The organism is Clostridium sp., assembly GCF_036642255.1.
Taxonomy (GTDB): Bacteria; Bacillota; Clostridia; order Clostridiales; family Clostridiaceae; genus Clostridium_J.
Window position 1 is genome coordinate 19,084 of record NZ_JAVWDJ010000026.1, and the last position, 18,842, is coordinate 37,925.

Sequence of the window (18,842 nt, forward strand, 5' to 3'; positions counted from 1 at the left end):
TTGTGTTTTCTAGGCTTACTTTATTTTATGTCTTTTAATTTTATTTACAGGGTAAGCACACATCACAACAAGACCAGCAATAGCTAATGCAGGCATATAAGGTACTTTACCTATAAGGTATAAGGAAGTTATAAACATTATTACTCCTAAATAAAAGAGAAATCTTCTAAAATTTTTGCTTTTAAAATTCATAATTAAGTCCCCCAAATAAATAATTGATTTTGGAATTATTTTCAAAGTATATTGCAATAAAATATATGAAAATCTACGAAAATGAAACAAAAATTTCATACATATATTATAACATAGTTAATAGAATTTTTAAATTTTAGTTTTTATAATAACTATAGCCTAAAATAACTAGTTTTTTAGTTATGTTTGGTGTATATTAGTATTTATAAATTCTATTTCTGTATATTTTCTACCTTATTTTAAATAATGAACAAGTTCAATTTGGTAAGTAACTTTGAAAGGAAATTTAACGAACAAAGTAGTGTTTGTTAGAACGAAGTGGCCTTTGTGAATAAAAGGATTTTGTAGCAAAAAAATTTTGAAAACAGAAAAAATTGTGAACAAAAAGATTTTGTTGCATCAAAGTTTAGTTTTAAACAAAGATTACCACCTTAAACTTGTTTAAGTAGTGATGAGGATGGTAGAGGTATCCTTCCCAAAAATAGTTAAACTTCATGAGATTTCTACTAGGACAGCCGCTTAATATTAAAAAATATGGTTATAATGTATTAATACATATTTAAAATTTTCATATGGCAAATATAAATTCCCAGTTATTAAAAATCAAATTGAAAATAATATATATATAATTTATCTCTGCTTTATTAAAGCTTTTAAACAGGCATAAGATTTAGTGCGCTATTTATAGCTTAAAATAGTAATATTAAAGGTTTTCACATTTAAAGTTTTTATAAGTTCATAAATATATTAAATTATAGTTTGTTAAAGTATAGATTTTATTTTAACATTGAAGCATTCGGAGGTGTAAGTGCTTGACCAATAAAGAATTAGAGAATATGAATCTTAGCGAACTAAAGGACATTGCTAAGGATCTTGGCATAAAAAATATTTCAAAATTTAAAAAAGCAGAATTGATTGAGGAAATTAAAAAAATTTCCCCAGCTTCAATTGAAAAATCAGGAGTGGTTTTAAGAGAAAAAATTAGTCCTAAAAATGATGTGATAGAGTCTGGAAAAAGTAACTTTGAAAGTAAAGAAGATACATTCAGTGAAAAAAACATTGAAAGCAGCAGCGTTCAGGATAATAGAGTAGCTGAGGTACCGGAAGAAATAGAAGAGATAGAAGAGATAGAAGAGATAGAAGAAATTGAAGAAATTGAAGAAAAGGAAGAAACCTTTGAAGAAAAAAGAGAGAAGTTAAAGGTACTGATTAATGAGTCCAATTCTGGAAAGGGTGTTCTTGAAATCAGTGACAATAATAACTTTGGACTTTTAAGAAGCAATAATTATCTAAGTGGAGATGATGATATTTATGTATCCTTGTCTCAAATTAGAAGATTTAATTTAAAGGTTGGAGATGAAGTTCAAGGTAAAGTTAGGATTCCTAAAGAAGGGGAAAAATATAAGGCTCTTTTATACGTAGAAAAAGTAAATGGAGAAAATCCTGAAAAAGCAATAAGAAGAATGCCTTTTGAAAAGCTAACTCCAGTGTATCCAGATGAAAAGATAAAGCTAGAAACTAGTCCAGAAGATTTATCTTCAAGACTTATGGATATAATTTCTCCAATTGGAAAAGGGCAAAGAGGGGTTATTGTTGCTCCACCTAAAGCAGGGAAGACTAGTATTTTAAAGAAGATTGCTCAAAGCATAACTAAAAATCATCCAGATGTTAAGCTTATTGTGCTTTTAATTGATGAAAGACCGGAAGAAGTTACAGATATGCAAAGGTCTATTGATGGAGATGTAATATACTCTACCTTCGATGAAGAACCAGAACATCATGCTAAAGTTGCTTACATGGTTCTAGAAAGAGCTAAAAGATGTGTGGAGCAAGGTCAAGATGTAGTTATATTATTAGATAGCATAACAAGACTTGCAAGGGCATACAACTTAACTATTACTAGAACAGGTAGAACATTATCAGGTGGTCTTGATACTGGAGCACTACTTATGCCTAAAAAATTCTTTGGTGCTGCTAGAAATGTAGAAGAAGGCGGAAGTTTAACAATTCTTGCCACTGCACTAGTTGAAACAGGAAGTAGAATGGATGATATGATTTTCGAGGAATTTAAGGGTACTGGTAACATGGAAGTACATCTTGATAGAATTCTTCAAGAAAGAAGAATATTCCCAGCTATAGATATCTATAAGTCTGGTACTCGTAGAGAAGACCTACTACTTAGTAAGACAGAGCTAGAAGTTACTTATAGCATAAGAAAGCTTATGTATAATGAAGGAAACACAGCAGCAGTAACAGAGAAACTATTAAATGTATTATCTAAGACAAAAAATAATAAGGATTTCTTTGATATCTTAAGTAAGAGTCCTGAACTTCTTAAATAAGAAACAGAGTTATTTTATTCAAGGTAATTGAAATAAGAGTTATTTTTCAAACATCATTAAATAATAATTAATGTTAGTCACTGTGAAGCTATTTTCATGGTGGCTTTTTTATTTAGAAGCTTTATGAAAAAGAAAGATAAAAAAAGAATGAGCATATAACCAATACAATATAAAGGGTTAGAAACGCAGTTGATACTATAAAACTAATATTAATTGTAATAATTTTTGGTAAAAAAGTTTTAGGTTATAAATAAAAAAAGGCCGTGCCACAATGGATTTATCCATTGTGACACAACCATTTCTTTATAAAAGAGATTTGTTATTTTAAAAAGTTTAGATAACCTTGGTAAGAAATCTATAAGATTAATTAGCTAAAGTTAGAATTTTTAGAGTAAATGGTTTAGCAACATTTTGGAAGCTTCAAGTCTGTAGATTTCAGTAAGTTGAAGCTTTTCAGACTTGAAAAATTGCTTTGGTGGCAACATAAATCTGATTCCAAAGTTGTTAGACTTAAGCTGTTTGCTGCGACTTTAATAAATAAACTCACTTCTTAATTGCTCTAAATCTACATTGTCCACTGAGTCTACTACCTCAAAGGAAAGCACTAATTGATCTTTTCTTAAAATCAGATAAGTTCCAGCTTTGTCGAAGGTTCCATTAAATTCACCCTTTGATCCAGCTATTTTAAAAGAATTTACCTTGTTGTAGTTTATATCTAAAATGGAATACTCACCATCTGGAGAAGTCATTTTACTTAAATCAAAGGTGATTTTTGTATTTACTCCAGTTCCTAACACAGCGATTAGTGGTTCAAAGTCTGGTCCAATACCGTTTATAGCTAAGGTTTGGGTAGTTCCAGAAGCTTCAGCTTTTTTTACAAGTCTTTCTGTTGGAACTTCAGAAATAGGAACTCCATATATTTGAGGTTCTGTTGCAGCTCCACCCACAGTATCACTTGCACAACAACCACCAGCACTTGAAGGTGGGGCTGAATTTTGTGCATCAGTTATGTCGGACTGGCTTACACCATCTATATTATCAACAACTTTTATTAATCCACTTATCATACCCATCCAGCAACTATAGTTTATATCTTTATCTCCTGGTGTAAACTCGATAATATTTTCACCCTTAGCAAGTTTTTTCTTAATGTTCATTGTTGGAATAATAATTTGATTATTACAGGAAGTTATAGTCTTACCATCTACTATAAGTTTCGTTGGAATACCCTTTTGAACAAATACCACATTAGGGTTATAACCACTAGCATCAGCAGTTATTCTTACTTCTTGCACACCATTAACTATTTTGGCTTTATTTGCATCTGTAGCCTGTACATTTTCAGAGGATACTTTTCCACTCATAAGAGCCATAGGGGATAAGTTCACTCCAAACAGTGTAAGACCACGATTAGCCATAACTATACCAAGAACTACTACTATGACGCCGCTAAATTTTAGTAGCTTTTTAGTGTTGCTTTGACTCATTAAATTAGCCATTAGTCCAAAACCAAGCATTAGGGGTACTGTCCCTATAGCAAAGATGAACATTGAAGTAGCACCCTTAACTGCGCTTCCAGAAGCTAAGGCATAAAGTTGCATAGTTTGAAGTGGACCACAAGGCATAAAGCCGTTTAATAATCCTACTACAAAAGGAGTAGAGCCACTTTTTTTACTGTTACACTTTGACCAAGGTAGCTTAAGGGTTATTCCTCTAAAGGCAGAAAAACCAGCCATATTGAAGCCCATAATTACCATGAAGATACCTGCAATTATAGCTATAGAAGCTTGGGTAGTGAGATTTAAAGAGAATACAGAACCTAATGCACCCACTATTCCACCTAAAATCGTGTAGGAAATAACTCTACCTGCATTGTACATTATTGAAGGCTTTAAGGATGCAGCCTTGCTTTTAGCAATAGTTATACTTTGAGACATCATTATGCCTCCACACATTCCTACACAATGTAAGGATGTAAGTAGTCCTACAACAAATAACATAAGATATGTGGTGTTTTCACCTAATTTAGAACTCATGTCAAAGGCTCCAGAATTTTGGCTAAGTCGTATAATTATAAATGCTATTAAAATGATTCCTACTATTGAAAGATATTCTGATGGTTTATCTTTTTTATTATTATCTTTTGTTAACTCAGTTTCAATGGAATAACCAGCTTGCTCGATTGCAGAACATATCTTAGCATAAGAACAGATTGAATCATCAAACTTAACGAAAACGGAGGATTTCTTGTAACTAGCTTTAACCTCTAAAATACCACCTAAATCTTTAATTTCATCTGTAATTAAAGACTCACAAGAAGTACAGACCATATTCCCAACTTTAATGTTTACCGTTTTTACCGACAAATTTCTCACCCCTCATTTTAGGATCCTTGAGAAGTACAAATACACGTGTTATTCCTGAGGTCCTAAATCTAAATCATTATATTTTTACTTAATAAAATTATATAAAAAATTTATGTAGATTTTATGTAAACACAGAGTTAGTAACTAATTTTAGAAGATAAATTACCCACATGTTAAGGAGAAACCCTTTATTTACAGGAGTTCTTTTCTTATGCTGTGGTTATTTCATAAGCTAACTCCAATTCTAATTTTTTTCGTTGTAAGTTTTCTTAAAAACTTAAACAATGTCCAATCATATATTGGTAGAATAAAGATTTTATATAATAAGAGAATACATCTATTAATTTATGGAAAAATTAATTTATAAAGCACTATTAATGAATAAACTAGATTCACTAAAAAATATTTTTAAATTTAGCGTTTTGTCCATAAAAAATTCACAATTCCATGTTAAAGTATATTTATAGACACCCCCCAAGGGGGTAGGGAGTGATAGGAGGAATTAATTATGTTGAAAAATAAAGCAAGTATCATTAGTGCAATATTAGTAGGTGTTACACTTACTGCAACAGGTTGTGGAAATAAGGGTAATGTAGATGAAACTAAGGTTAAAGCATCAGAATCCTTTGTGAATATAATTAAAGAAAATAAAGATGATGTAGGTTTTCACAGTGAATTATCCCATTGGGGTCTTAAGTTACCAACAGGGGAAAAGTTTGAATGGACTAAAGATACTTCTGCTAATGAAATAGACTTTGCTATGGTTATTCCTGCAGATCCATTTACAAAAGCAGGATTAGATGTTACAAAAATAGATAGTAAAGACTTAGTATTTAAGGCTGCTGCTAATGAGGGAGGAATGGAAACCCCTAACCTTTTAATAAAACCTTATAACTTAAGTGATAAAAAGCAAAACTCCAATGGATCAGAGGATGCTTTCAAAAGATTATTAAAAGTACAGGAAGTACCTGTTACTTATGATTCTAGTGCTAAAAAATATGTGTTAGATGTAGCAAAAAATTATAAAGTTATGTGGACAGAAACTCTAGGACAGGGAACTTCAGATATAATTTTTGTTATAGACGCTAAGCCACTTATGGATGCAGGCCTTGATGTGGATAAGATTTCTCAAGAGGGTTGGAAATATGAAAAGGAAAGTAATACTTTAACAAAAGAATTTAAGTTATAGGAGTTAAAGGTAGCAAGATAATTTTCTGAAAGCTTTTTAGATTTGTATTTATAAGTGAACAAATTAATATCTTTAAAACTTATATAAAAAGAAAAGAATTAATATATGGAATGCCAAAGATAAATCACTTTAATTTATGATTTTATGTTTGCATTCTCTTTGGTGTTAGTTAGTTTAACTAACAAAACCATTTAGAAATAATGATATAACTTATATGCTGAAAATTAGAATTGGAAATCTTAGTATACAATGAAAATAGTGAAATACTAATTTATTCATTGAAAGGAGACTTTAACATGGAAAATAAAATGTTGAAAATACAGGGTATGACCTGTGCAGCTTGTGCTAAAGCTGTGGAACGAGCAAGTAAAAAAGTAGAGGGAGTTACTGAAGCAAGTGTGAACTTAGCAACAGAAAAGCTTTCAGTGTCCTTCGATGAAAATAAAACAAATTTAGATGCAATCAGTGCAGCAATAACAAAAGCAGGCTATAAGGCTTCTGTGGAAACTACTACAGCTACTATTAAAGTAGGAGGCATGACTTGCGCATCTTGTTCTAAGGCTGTGGAAAGAGCTGTGAGAAAGTTAGATGGAGTAGTGGAGGGGAATGTAAATTTAGCTACAGAAAAGTTAACTGTGGCTTATGAACCTTCAAAGTTAAGAATTTCAGATATTAAGGCAGCTATTACAAAGGCTGGTTATATAGCTATTGAAGAAGAAACTACAGTAGATCAGGACAAGGAAAATAAAGAAAAAGAGATTAAAAATCTGTGGACAAGATTTATAGTGTCAGCAGTATTCACAATTCCACTTCTTTATATATCCATGGCTCATATGCTGGGATATATGCTTCCAGAGTTCTTTGATCCAATGAGAAACCCAATTAATTATGCAATTTCTCAACTAATCTTAGTAATTCCTGTAATGATAGCAGGACGCAGATTCTTTAAAGTAGGATTTAAGTCCTTAATAATGAAAAGCCCTAATATGGATTCTTTAATTTCTATTGGAACTTGGGCTGCATTTTTATATGGATTATTTGCCATATATCAAATTTTAGATGGTAATGTGGATTATGCTTATGAATTGTATTTTGAATCAGGAGCGACCATACTAACTTTAATTACTTTAGGTAAATATTTAGAGTCTGTAACTAAGGGTAAAACTTCTGAGGCTATTAAAAAACTTATGGGGCTTGCTCCAAAAACAGCTACCATAATTAGAGAAGGTAAGGAAGTTGTTATTTCTATAGATGATGTAGAAGTTGGAGATATAATCCTTGTAAAACCTGGTGAGAAATTACCTGTAGATGGAGAAGTGGTGGAAGGAATAACCTCTATTGATGAATCTATGCTTACAGGGGAAAGTATTCCAGTGGAAAAAACTATAGGTTCAAAGGTTATTGGTGCAAGTATAAATAAGAATGGATCTATAAAATACAAGGCAACAAAAGTTGGCAAGGATACTGCTCTTGCTCAAATTATAAAGTTAGTAGAAGATGCTCAGGGGTCAAAAGCTCCAATTGCAAAACTAGCGGATATTATCTCAGGATACTTTGTACCAACAGTTATTGGTATTGCCATTCTTTCATCTTTAGGTTGGTTAATTTACGGAGAAACAATTGTATTTGTTCTAACTATCTTTATTTCAGTACTTGTAATTGCTTGTCCTTGTGCGCTTGGTCTTGCAACTCCAACGGCTATAATGGTTGGTACAGGAAAAGGTGCTGAATATGGAGTTTTAATTAAGAGTGGAGAAGCACTAGAAACTGCTCACAAAATTAAAACTATCGTATTTGATAAAACTGGTACAATTACAGAAGGAAAACCTAAGGTAACAGATATAATTGTAAATGACATTTCAAAGGAAGAGTTACTTCAAATCACTGCAAGTGCAGAAAAAGGTTCAGAACATCCTCTTGGAGAAGCTATAGTTAAGCATGCAGAAGAGAAGGGGATAGAGTTTAAAAATACTTCAAACTTTAAGGCTATTGCAGGTATGGGAATTCAGGTTACTATTGATGATAGGGACATACTTCTTGGTAATAAAAAGCTTATGATAGAAAGCAACATTTCTATTGAAGACTTAGAAGAGGAATCTAATACCTTAGCGTCAGAAGGCAAAACACCAATGTATGTTGCTATAAACAATGAACTTAAGGGTATTATTGCTGTGGCAGATACAGTGAAGGAAAGCAGTAAGAGAGCCATTGAAAAACTACATTCTATGGGTATAGAAGTAGCTATGCTTACTGGTGATAATAAGAGAACAGCTGATGCTATTGCAAGGCAAGTAGGAATAGATGTTGCTATCTCAGAAGTATTGCCACAGGATAAAGCTAATGAGGTTAAAAAACTTCAAAGTCAAGGGAAAAAAGTTGCCATGGTAGGAGACGGAATTAATGATGCTCCAGCTCTTGCTCAAGCAGATATTGGAATTGCTATCGGTTCTGGTACTGATGTAGCTATGGAATCTGCTGATATAGTTCTAATGAGAAGTGACTTAATGGATGTTCCAACAGCTATTCAGTTAAGTAAGAAAACAATATCAAATATCAAGCAAAACTTGTTTTGGGCATTTGGTTATAATACTTTAGGAATACCAGTAGCTATGGGAATACTTTATGTATTTGGAGGACCACTTTTAAATCCAATGATTGCAGCTCTTGCTATGAGTTTCAGTTCTGTATCGGTATTATTAAATGCATTAAGATTAAAGGGTTTTAAACCCTTAGCCTAAGAGATATATTAGAGAGTTACTGAGGTAGAATCAGTGGCTCTCTAGTTATTTAAATGATGAATAAATTCATTTTCTTCAACCACTTATGGAAGGAGATTTAACTCAAATCTAATGATGAACAGGAGCGTTATCTTTCCTAAGGTTATTGCAGTGAAATTAATAGAAATATTATAGTTATTTTAATCATAATGGGAATTTAAAAGGAAAGCTTAATAATAGTAATAAAAAAGCAGTAATAAAGCCAACGAATAAGAGAGAGCTGGATAGTTTGAACTACCCAGCTCTCTCTTATTATTATTTATTTAGATTATAGGTTTCTTTCGTAAGCTTCTACCATTTTTTTAACCATTTGTCCGCCTACTGATCCAGCTTCTCTAGAAGTTAGGTCTCCATTGTAGCCTTGTTTTAAGTTAACGCCTACTTCTTGAGCTGCTTCCATTTTAAATTTGTTTAAACCTTCTTTAGCTTCAGGTACTAATGCTCTGTTGTTATTGTTGTTTGCCATTTCAAATTCCTCCTTTTTTAATTAAACTATAATTTTATTGAATTACCAATCGATAATCATTTTGTTAATGAATATCAATTAAGTGTTATTATTGTGTGCTAATTAAAATTTAATAAACTATTAAAATGGAGGAAATAGAGGAAAAATTTGCACAAAAAAGGAGAAGTTTCCTTCTCCTCGTAAAAATATATATGATTAGTCGTTTTTAAGGTTGAATTTCTTCATAAACTTATCAACTCTTCCACCAGCATCAACATTTTTCTGTTTGCCTGTGAAGAATGGATGACATTTAGAACAAATTTCCACTTTTAATTCTGGCTTAACAGAACCAGTTGTGAAAGTGTTACCACATGCACATTTAACTACTGTATCATGGTTATATTTTGGATGTAATCCTTCTTGCATATTTTTCACCTCTTTCGAAACAACATATATATCCGTATTATCAACTTCCTAATTATATCATAGTGAAATACTTAGGTCAAGAATAAAACTTCTTATATTTTTTTAAATATAAGAAGTTAAGAATATATAGTGATTTAGCGGTTTCTAGGACTTTTAGCGATAAAAATAAAGTTTTGGGCATAAATATTAATTTGATAAACCTGAATATTTCTTATAGAATAAACATAGGTATTATATCTTGAAACTATGGAGGGAAAATATGAGTAAATTATACTTTAGATACGGAGCTATGAATTGTGGAAAGTCTACAAATTTAGTACAGGTGGCTCATAACTACGAGGAAAGAGGAATGAAGGTTATTGTTATAAAACCTGAAACAGATACTAAGGGTGGAAACAAAGTGGTTTCAAGATTAGGAGTTACAAGAAATGTAGATTTATTAATAAAAAGTAGTGATAATGTATTTGAAAAAGTTAAGGAATATATAGAGCAAAATGGCAATGTTGATTGTATATTAGGAGATGAGGTTCAGTTTTTCAAATCTCATCATATAGATGAGTTATTTGAGATCGCAGTTAAGTTAGATATACCTACCATTTGTTATGGCTTAAGAACAGATTTTCAAATGAATGGTTTTGAAGGCAGCGAAAGATTACTTTTATTAGCTCATAGCTTAGAGGAACTTAAAACTATTTGTAAATGTGGTAAAAAGGCATTATTAAATGGAAGATTAATAAACGGTAAGTTTGTATTTCAGGGAGAACAAATAGCTATTGATAAAAAAGACAATGTTGAATATGAAGCCTTATGTCCGAGATGCTTTTTTATGTATAAGGAGCAATATGAGAGAGAATTAAGTGAAAGGCAATTAGAAATTGCTTTAGGTATTTAAAATAAAGTACACTAGTATACTGGCTAGTTATATTAAAAAGATACCTTAGAGGATAAGATACAAAAATAATTGATAAGTGGGTGTTACTATGGGAAAAAAGGTATCAGTTGGGGGACAAGCGGTTATTGAAGGGGTAATGATGAGAGGGGCCAAAGGATTAGCCACCGCTGTGAGATTACCTAGTGGAAAAATAGAAATTAAAAAACAAAATTATGATAGCTTTACAAAAAAGCATAAGCTGTTTTCACTACCAATAATTAGAGGTTTTGTTTCATTAGTTGAATCTTTAATTATTGGAATGAAAAGTTTAGAGTTCTCCGCTTCATTTTTGGAGGAAGAAGAAGAACCTTCAAAATTTGATAAATGGTTTGAGGGGATCTTTAAAGAAAAGACTAATGATGTGATCATGGGATTTTCCTTAGTGTTGTCCTTAGTACTTGCTATGTTACTTTTCTTTATCACACCGACACTACTCACAACTTTCATTAAAAGTAATATAACTAACAACACTATTATATTAAATATTACTGAAGGAATAATAAGAGTAGCAATATTCTTATTATATATTACTCTTGTGGGAAAAATGCAGGATATTAAGAGGGTTTATCAATATCACGGTGCAGAACATAAAACGATTTTTTGTTATGAAGCAGGTGTGGAATTGACACCAGAAAATGCTCAAAGATTTAGTAGATTTCACCCAAGATGTGGAACTAACTTTTTGTTTTTAGTAATGGTTATAAGTATTGTTATATTTTCCTTTACTGGGTATCAGTCCATTATTAGTAGAATTATATGGAGAATTTTATTACTGCCACTAGTTTCAGGGGTAACCTATGAAGTAATTAGATGGCTTGGAAAGAGTAATAATTACTTTGCTAAGGTTGTGGCAGCACCAGGTTTAAAGCTTCAAGGGCTAACTACTAAGGAGCCAGATTTAACTATGATAGAAGTTGCTATAGCATCTTTAAAGGCAGCAGAAGGTATAGAGGATGCCATAGTAAAAGAAGATGATAACTAAAATTAATTTAAGTAAATAGTGACCTGATTTCATTTCCTAAATACTAAGTTAGTTAAAGTATATTTTGAAAAAGGATTAGAAATTAGTAAAGTAGAGAATAAATGTAGATAAGAAGTGTATATTGAACTGAAAAGAGGTCATAAAGTGAAGATATCTCAGTTGCTAGCTAAAGGATATGAAGTACTTAAGAAGCATAATATTGATAGTTACCTTATAGATACCCAATTACTCTTATGCAAGGTTTTAAACGTAGAAAAGTTGTTTATAATGATGAATAGGGATTTAGAAGTGACTTCAGACACGGAAGAAGCCTTTCTTAAACTCATAGAGCTTAGAAAAAATAAAATGCCGGTAAAATATATTTTAGGACATACTGAATTTATGGGATTAGAGTTTATGATTAAAGAAGGTGTTCTAATTCCGAGACCAGATACAGAAGTTTTAGTTGAAGAAGCTATGAAAATTATTGAAGAAAATCATTTTTCAAATATCTGCGATGTATGCTGTGGAAGTGGAGCTATAGGGCTTTCCCTTGCTTATCATACTAAGGCTTCTAAGGTTTCCTTATATGATATAAGTGATACTGCCTTAGAAGTTACAGGTCATAATATAAAAAAACTATCTTTAGAAGATAGTTCTAAGGTTTATAAAAGTGATTTATTAACTAGAGCAATAGAGGAAAAACTAACCTTTGATATGATAGTTTCAAATCCGCCTTATATTAGAACAGAAGTAATTCCCACCTTAATGGAGGATGTAAAAAGTTATGAGCCATATATTGCACTTTGGGGTGGAGACGATGGGCTTATATTTTATAGGAAGATTACATCACAGTGCAGGGAGGTTTTAACCTCAGGAGGATATTTAGCTTTTGAAATTGGTTATGATCAAAGAGTGGAAGTAATGGAAATATTAAAAAGTGAGGGATATATCAATGTTTACTCCATAGAAGACTTATCAGGAAATCCTAGGGTTGTTATAGGAAAATTACCATAAAAATTTTCGAGATAAAAATTGAAAATAAAGTTTTTTATGTTATAATGATATGATGTAAAATTATTTTGATTATAGGTGCTACGCTTTTGAGTTTTAACAAAGTTTATTCTTTGGGAGCTTTGTTATGTTAAAAGTGTATACTAGGTATAAAGTTATGTGATTTTATAGATAAGTATTATGTGTATCTTAAAAAGATTTAGGGTAATAAGTTTAAGTAAATGCGTAGGCTGAAATGAGCTGAAGGGAAGCAGCTTAAACTATGTATAATAGAAAATTTAAAGTGCTTCCTAATAAATAGAATTTAAATATGGAGTGATAAGTAATGTTAGATAGATTACATTTTTTAGAGAATAAGTACGATGAATTATCAAATAAAATAAGTGATCCTAGTGTAATGGCCAACCAAAAGGAATGGCAAAAGTTATGTAAGGAACATGCGGAATTAGAGATAATAGTTACAAAGTATAGACAATATAGAGATGCAGAAGAAAATTTAGAAGCAAATAAAGAGATGCTTAATGAAGAATCAGATAGAGATATGAGAGAAATGATTCAAGAAGAAATAAAATCTCTTACTCATGATTGTGAAACTTTCAAAGAAGAGCTTAGAATACTTCTTTTACCAAAAGACCCTAATGATGATAAGAACGTGTTCATTGAAATCAGAGGTGGTGCTGGTGGAGACGAGGCTGCTCTCTTTTCCGCAAATCTTTTCAGAATGTATACTAGATATGCTGAGCGTAATAGATGGAAAGTTGAAATTATGAGTATGAATGAAACTGATATTGGAGGTTTCAAGGAAGTAGTATTCATGGTTAAGGGAGATAAAGCTTATAGTAAGTTAAAATACGAAAGTGGAGTTCACAGAGTTCAAAGGGTTCCAGATACTGAATCTAGTGGAAGAATTCATACATCTACAGCTACTGTAGCGGTACTCCCAGAGGTAGATGACGTAGAAGTTGAAATCAACGCTAATGATATCAGAATTGATGTATTTAGATCTTCAGGTAACGGTGGACAGAGTGTTAACACTACGGACTCAGCTGTTAGATTAACTCACATGCCATCAGGTTTAGTTATTTCTTGCCAAGATGAAAAATCTCAGTTAAAGAACAAAGAAAAAGCTATGAAGATGTTAAAGGCTAGACTTTTTGAGGCAGCAGAAGCAGAGAGATCTGCAGGAATTGCTGAAGATAGAAAGAGCCAAGTTGGTACTGGTGACAGAAGTGAAAGAATTAGAACTTATAACTACCCACAAGGAAGAGTTACAGATCACAGAATAGGAGTAACCATTTACAAACTGGATGCTTTCCTTGATGGTGATATTGATGAAATGTTAAATGCTTTAATTACAACAGATCAAGCTGAAAAAATGCAGGCTATGGGAAATCGTGATAATTTTTAATTTTGACATACTTAAAAATAACTAGTTAAGTTAAGATGATTTTTGGGGTATTCATCATATGTGATATTCAATGGAAATAAGACCAATTTAGTAATCATCTTATGATTTGGAAGGTGTTTTATGGATATAGATAAAGTCCTACGAAAGCAAAAAAAATCTTATAAAAGGTTTATGCTCTCAATGGGCTTTATTTTTCTATTATTGCCCATTGCGTTAAATATAAGTGGAAAGTTCAATGTGTTCTTTATATTTTACTTAATACTCCTAGAGGCTTTAGTATTGCTATCTATGGCAATAAGGTATAACGAGGAATATTTAAGTTTTAAGGTCCAAGGACTTAAGCTTACTATAATTACAAGTGCAGCAAAAATAAAATATAACATTTCTATAGATAAAGTGGCTATAGTCCATGTGTTAAATAATGAAAAGTATTTTGATCTATTGATTGTAACAAAGTCCAGGTTCAGAAATAAAAGATTACAACACTTAGATTTCAAGGTTTTAGATAAATATAGGGAAGTAGATAGAGTATACAATAAGATTAAGATGCCAGATGAAGGGCCTTACTTTTTCTTTATTATTAGAAAAGGTGGAATAAAGAAGTATCTTTTATTAAACTTTTTATATAAATATTGTGTTAATGCAAATTTTACTGAAAGTGCAGTAGAGAAAGTTAAAGAGTGCAGAAAGTAGAATAAACCCACATAAAGATAAATAGATTGTTAGTAACAGTTTTATTTTTTATTTATGGGGGTAACAATATATATGAACAATACAATTTTTGTTATAGGACTTTTTTCAGCAGTGGTATCCTTAATAGGAACCTTGTTGGGTGCACTCATAGGGGTGACTATTAAAAAGCCTTCTAGAAAGTTCTTAGGAAGTATAATGGGAATAGCTTCTGGTATTATGATTTCAATAATATTTTTAGAACTTATACCTGAATCTGTGGAAAAGACTAACTTTTATATGGCTTTAATTACTATATTAATGGGTATAATAGTTATTGCTTTTACAGACTACTTAAGCAAGGATAAAAAGTGGACTTCCAATAGCCATAAGAAGGTAGCATTCTTGATGGCTTTAGGGCTCATGCTTCATAATTTTCCAGAAGGCATTATTATGGGATTTGGATTTGTAAAAGAGGCTAACTTAGGAATCAAGATGAGTCTCCTTATCTCCATTCATGATATGCCAGAGGGGATTGCCATAGCAGCACCACTTATAGCTTCAGGAGTGAAACCATTAAAGATTTTATGGTATGCTTTTTTAGTTGCGTTACCCACTGCTATAGGGGCATGGATAGGAATTTTAGTCGGAACAATTTCCCAGGCATTCTTAGGATACTGTATTGCCTTTGCTAGTGGAGTAATGCTCTATGTGGTATTTGGGCAAATGATACCAGAAAGTAATGAACTCTCAAATGGTTATGCAAATGCTATTACTATCTTAGCTGGAGTGATTTTTGGGTTTATTATGATAAATGTTATCTAGCTTCTACAAAAATTTTCGTTGTAGAAGGGAAGCTTCAACTTAGGATTTGGGTACCCGTGGAAGAATAATTAAATGCTAAGAGTAAACAAGTTTATATATGATAGTAAAATGTGAAAAGAACTTTTGAGGTGTAAAGGATGAAAACAAAAGTAGCGGTATTAAGTGAAGAAAATTTAGATGAAAATATAATTAAGGATGCAGCTGCAGTTATCAAAAATGGAGGGCTTGTAGTATTTCCCACTGAAACAGTTTATGGCTTAGGAGCAAATGCTTTAGATAAAGACGCTGTTGAGAAAATTTTTGTTGCTAAGGGGAGACCTCAAGATAATCCCTTAATAATTCATGTTGGAGATTTTAATATTAAACCATATGTAAAGGAAATACCAACTATTGCTAAGAAAATCATGGATAAGTTTTGGCCAGGGCCAATTACTTTGATTTTTGAAAAAAGTGATATTGTGCCTGATATAACTAGTGCTAATTTGTCTACCGTTGGGATTAGAATGCCTTCAAACAACATCGCAAGAGAATTGATATTGGCAGCTAAAACACCAATTGCAGCTCCTTCAGCCAATATTTCGGGTAGGCCAAGTCCTACAAATGTAGAAAGCTGTATCGAGGATTTAAGTGGAAGGGTAGATTATATTTTAGGTGGAGAAAACAGTGAGGTAGGACTTGAATCTACAATAGTTGACTGTACTGTTCAGCCAATTTGTATATTAAGACCTGGTGCAATTACTATTGAGATGCTGAGAGAAATAGATGAAGAAACTTACATTGACCCAGCAGTTTTAAGTAAGCCTAGTAGCGATTTTAAGCCTAAGGCTCCTGGAATGAAGTACAGACATTATGCTCCAAAAGCTCCAGTTAAAATTATAAAGGGAGATATCAAAAAAACTGTTGCAAAAATCAATGAAATAGTGTTAAATAGTATAGAACATGAAAAGAAGGTTGGAATTATAGCAACAGACGAAACTAAAGAATATTATAAAAATGGTATTGTAGTGTCTTTAGGAAGTAGAAATAACCTTGAAGAAATAGGACAAAACTTGTTCAAAGTCTTAAGAAGCTTTGATGCCATAGAGGTAGATATAATTCTCTGTGAGGCCTTCGAAGAACAAGGTGTGGGTATAGCTATAATGAATAGATTGAAAAAAAGTGCTGGTTTTGACATAGTTCAGGTTTAAAGAATTTATGATTTATTATTTTAATTCAAAAGCCTAAGAAAGGAGAGAAATATGAAGATATTATTTGTTTGTACAGGAAATACATGTAGAAGTAATATGGCAGAAGCTATATTTAATTATATTTCCCATTTAGATAATGTACAGGCGACTTCAGCGGGGTTGTCAATAGTCCCATTTTCTCTTGCATCAAAACATACAGCAAAGCTTTTGAAAGATAATTATGACATTGATATCTCCAATAGACAAGCTGTTCAGCTAACTAAGGAGATGTTGATGGAAGCAGATTTAGTTTTAACAATGACTTCGCATATGAAAAATGTGATTGTTATGAATTTTCCACAATTTAACGAAAAAGTGCATAGCCTTAGGGAGTTTGTCGGCAATGAGGGAGACGTAGTTGACCCTTTTGGCGGCAATATAGATGTCTATTCTCAAACTTTTGAGATGATTAAAGAGGACATCTTATCCCTAGTGGATAAAATAAAAAGAGATACTAGTAGCTAATACTGATATCTTTTTTTTGTGTGTATATAAGTTCCAATAAAAGTGATAAGTGTCTAGTTAGATTTTGGAGCAATTTGAAACATACTAAGATAAACATTTACTAAAGGAACATATCTTTTTAAAATTTTATGGAGGTGCTAAAGATGAAAATAGCATTAGGAAGCGATCATGGTGGATTAAGACTTAAGAAAGAAATAATAAACCATCTAGAAAAAAAGGGTATAGAGTTTAAGGATTTTGGAGCATACAGTGAAGAATCTTGTGATTACCCAGATTTTGCAGAAAAAGTTGCAGTAGAAGTAGTAGCTAAAAACTATGACTTTGGAATACTAGTATGTGGAACTGGGATTGGAATTAGCATAGCAGCTAATAAAATTCCAGGAGTAAGAGCAGCACTTTGTAGTGATACTTTTAGTGCCCATGCTACAAGAGAACATAATAATGCTAACATTTTAACTCTTGGTGAAAGAATAGTTGGACCAGGTCTTGCTATTGATATAGTAGACACTTTCTTAAATTCTAAATTTGAGGGAGATCGTCATCAAAGAAGAATTGATAAAATTAGTGAAATTGAGAAAAAATATAATAAATAATAACTTTAGGGGGAATTTTAAATGAGTAAAGTAACACAAATCGCGCATCCATTAATATTACACAAGTTGGCTTTTATAAGAGATAAAAATACAGGATCAAAGGATTTCAGAGAGCTTGTAGAAGAAGTTGCTATGCTTATGGCTTATGAAGTAACTAGAGATATTCAACTTGAAGAGATTGAAATTGAAACACCTATTTGTAAAACTAAGTGTAAAGTTCTTGCAGGAAAGAAACTTGCTATTGTGCCAATACTAAGAGCTGGTCTTGGAATGGTAGATGGTATGTTAAAACTTATCCCTGCAGCTAAGGTTGGACATATTGGTCTTTATAGAAATGAAGAAACTTTAATGCCAGTGGAATATTTCTGTAAATTACCACAGGATATTGAAGAGAGAGACATAATAGTAACAGATCCAATGCTAGCAACTGGTGGTTCAGCAGTTGATGCAATTCATGCTCTTAAGAAAAGAGGAGGCAAAAACATTAAACTTATGTGTTTAGTAGCTGCGCCTCAAGGGATTAAGGCTGTAATGAATGCTCATCCTGACGTAGATATTTATGTAGCTGCAATTGATGAATGTCTAAATGATCATGGATATATTGTACCAGGTCTTGGAGATGCTGGAGATAGATTGTTTGGAACTAAGTAATTTATAGACGGGTTAAAGATAAAAGAGGCTTTTCACAATGTATAAACATGCACTGTGAGTAGGCCTCTTTACTCTATGTAGAATAATATCTATATTTTTCATAGAGAAATGTAAATGTAAGCCTAGAGACTTTAAATATATTTAGAGGTGTTCTAAGGTTTTTGTATAAAACTAGTTTTGAAACAGCCCTTTTATATTTTTATTTCATAGGGAAAATCTATGGCTTTAAGATAAATAATAAATCCCATAATTACTATGTATAAGATAACCACAGCAGAGTTTCGTGAGTTTACAGAGTAGCTATAAGTATAAGTATAAGTATAAGTATAAGTATAAGTATAAGTATAAGTATAAGTATAAGT

The 18,842-nt window shown here is 31.8% G+C and carries 17 protein-coding genes; 13 read left to right on the top strand and 4 right to left on the bottom strand.

The window, feature by feature from the left end:
* Positions 1–15: 15 nt before the first annotated feature.
* Positions 16–192, bottom strand: coding sequence for a hypothetical protein (locus RR409_RS13805; protein WP_332558351.1), 177 nt, complete (start codon positions 190–192; stop codon positions 16–18).
* 812 nt (positions 193–1,004) lie between these two features.
* On the opposite strand from RR409_RS13805, the gene rho reads away from it, so the two are divergent.
* Complete coding sequence (gene rho / locus RR409_RS13810) at positions 1,005–2,534, top strand: transcription termination factor Rho (RefSeq protein WP_332558352.1); 1,530 nt, start codon at positions 1,005–1,007, stop codon at positions 2,532–2,534.
* 530 nt (positions 2,535–3,064) lie between these two features.
* Here rho and RR409_RS13815 read toward each other — a convergent pair.
* Positions 3,065–4,900, bottom strand: coding sequence for a sulfite exporter TauE/SafE family protein (locus tag RR409_RS13815; protein WP_332558353.1), 1,836 nt, complete (start codon positions 4,898–4,900; stop codon positions 3,065–3,067).
* Between the two features lie 508 nt (positions 4,901–5,408).
* Here RR409_RS13815 and RR409_RS13820 point away from each other — a divergent pair.
* Together RR409_RS13820 and RR409_RS13825 are read left to right on the top strand one after the other, a co-directional pair.
* Positions 5,409–6,089, top strand: a complete 681-nt coding sequence (locus RR409_RS13820; protein ID WP_332558354.1) for a hypothetical protein — start codon at positions 5,409–5,411, stop codon at positions 6,087–6,089.
* 296 nt (positions 6,090–6,385) lie between these two features.
* A complete protein-coding gene (locus RR409_RS13825) occupies positions 6,386–8,827 on the top strand; it encodes a heavy metal translocating P-type ATPase (protein ID WP_332558355.1) in 2,442 nt (813 codons plus the stop codon).
* Positions 8,828–9,134: 307 nt separating this feature from the next.
* On the opposite strand, the gene RR409_RS13830 is transcribed toward RR409_RS13825, so the two are convergent.
* Together RR409_RS13830 and rpmE are read right to left on the bottom strand one after the other, a co-directional pair.
* Entirely contained in the window at positions 9,135–9,332 is a 198-nt protein-coding gene (locus tag RR409_RS13830) for an alpha/beta-type small acid-soluble spore protein (protein ID WP_332558356.1), read from the bottom strand.
* Positions 9,333–9,527: 195 nt separating this feature from the next.
* Complete coding sequence (gene rpmE, locus RR409_RS13835; protein ID WP_332558357.1) at positions 9,528–9,737, bottom strand: 50S ribosomal protein L31; 210 nt, start codon at positions 9,735–9,737, stop codon at positions 9,528–9,530.
* Between the two features lie 259 nt (positions 9,738–9,996).
* Between rpmE and RR409_RS13840 the strand changes: the two genes are divergently transcribed.
* From RR409_RS13840 to upp, 10 genes are all read left to right on the top strand, one after another.
* Positions 9,997–10,629, top strand: coding sequence for a thymidine kinase (locus RR409_RS13840; RefSeq protein ID WP_332558358.1), 633 nt, complete (start codon positions 9,997–9,999; stop codon positions 10,627–10,629).
* A gap of 88 nt (positions 10,630–10,717) precedes the next feature.
* On the top strand, positions 10,718–11,650 hold the full coding sequence (locus RR409_RS13845) for a DUF1385 domain-containing protein (protein WP_332558359.1): 933 nt from the start codon (positions 10,718–10,720) through the stop codon (positions 11,648–11,650).
* Between the two features lie 144 nt (positions 11,651–11,794).
* Positions 11,795–12,646 (top strand): peptide chain release factor N(5)-glutamine methyltransferase, encoded by an 852-nt coding sequence (prmC, locus tag RR409_RS13850; protein ID WP_332558360.1) that lies wholly within the window; start codon positions 11,795–11,797, stop codon positions 12,644–12,646.
* Between the two features lie 322 nt (positions 12,647–12,968).
* Complete coding sequence (prfA, locus tag RR409_RS13855; protein ID WP_332558361.1) at positions 12,969–14,051, top strand: peptide chain release factor 1; 1,083 nt, start codon at positions 12,969–12,971, stop codon at positions 14,049–14,051.
* A 120-nt stretch (positions 14,052–14,171) separates the two neighbouring features.
* Positions 14,172–14,744, top strand: a complete 573-nt coding sequence (locus tag RR409_RS13860) for a hypothetical protein (protein WP_332558362.1) — start codon at positions 14,172–14,174, stop codon at positions 14,742–14,744.
* A 72-nt stretch (positions 14,745–14,816) separates the two neighbouring features.
* A complete protein-coding gene (locus RR409_RS13865; protein ID WP_332558363.1) occupies positions 14,817–15,545 on the top strand; it encodes a ZIP family metal transporter in 729 nt (242 codons plus the stop codon).
* A 137-nt stretch (positions 15,546–15,682) separates the two neighbouring features.
* Complete coding sequence (locus RR409_RS13870) at positions 15,683–16,732, top strand: L-threonylcarbamoyladenylate synthase (protein WP_332558364.1); 1,050 nt, start codon at positions 15,683–15,685, stop codon at positions 16,730–16,732.
* Between the two features lie 51 nt (positions 16,733–16,783).
* Positions 16,784–17,236: a low molecular weight protein arginine phosphatase gene (locus tag RR409_RS13875; RefSeq protein ID WP_332558365.1), complete on the top strand. Its 453-nt coding sequence runs from the start codon at positions 16,784–16,786 to the stop codon at positions 17,234–17,236.
* Between the two features lie 143 nt (positions 17,237–17,379).
* The gene (gene rpiB, locus RR409_RS13880) at positions 17,380–17,829 is read left to right on the top strand and encodes a ribose 5-phosphate isomerase B (RefSeq protein ID WP_332558366.1); all 450 of its coding nucleotides are present in this window, start codon (positions 17,380–17,382) and stop codon (positions 17,827–17,829) included.
* Positions 17,830–17,850: 21 nt separating this feature from the next.
* Positions 17,851–18,480, top strand: a complete 630-nt coding sequence (gene upp, locus RR409_RS13885; RefSeq protein ID WP_332558367.1) for a uracil phosphoribosyltransferase — start codon at positions 17,851–17,853, stop codon at positions 18,478–18,480.
* Positions 18,481–18,842: the final 362 nt, after the last annotated feature.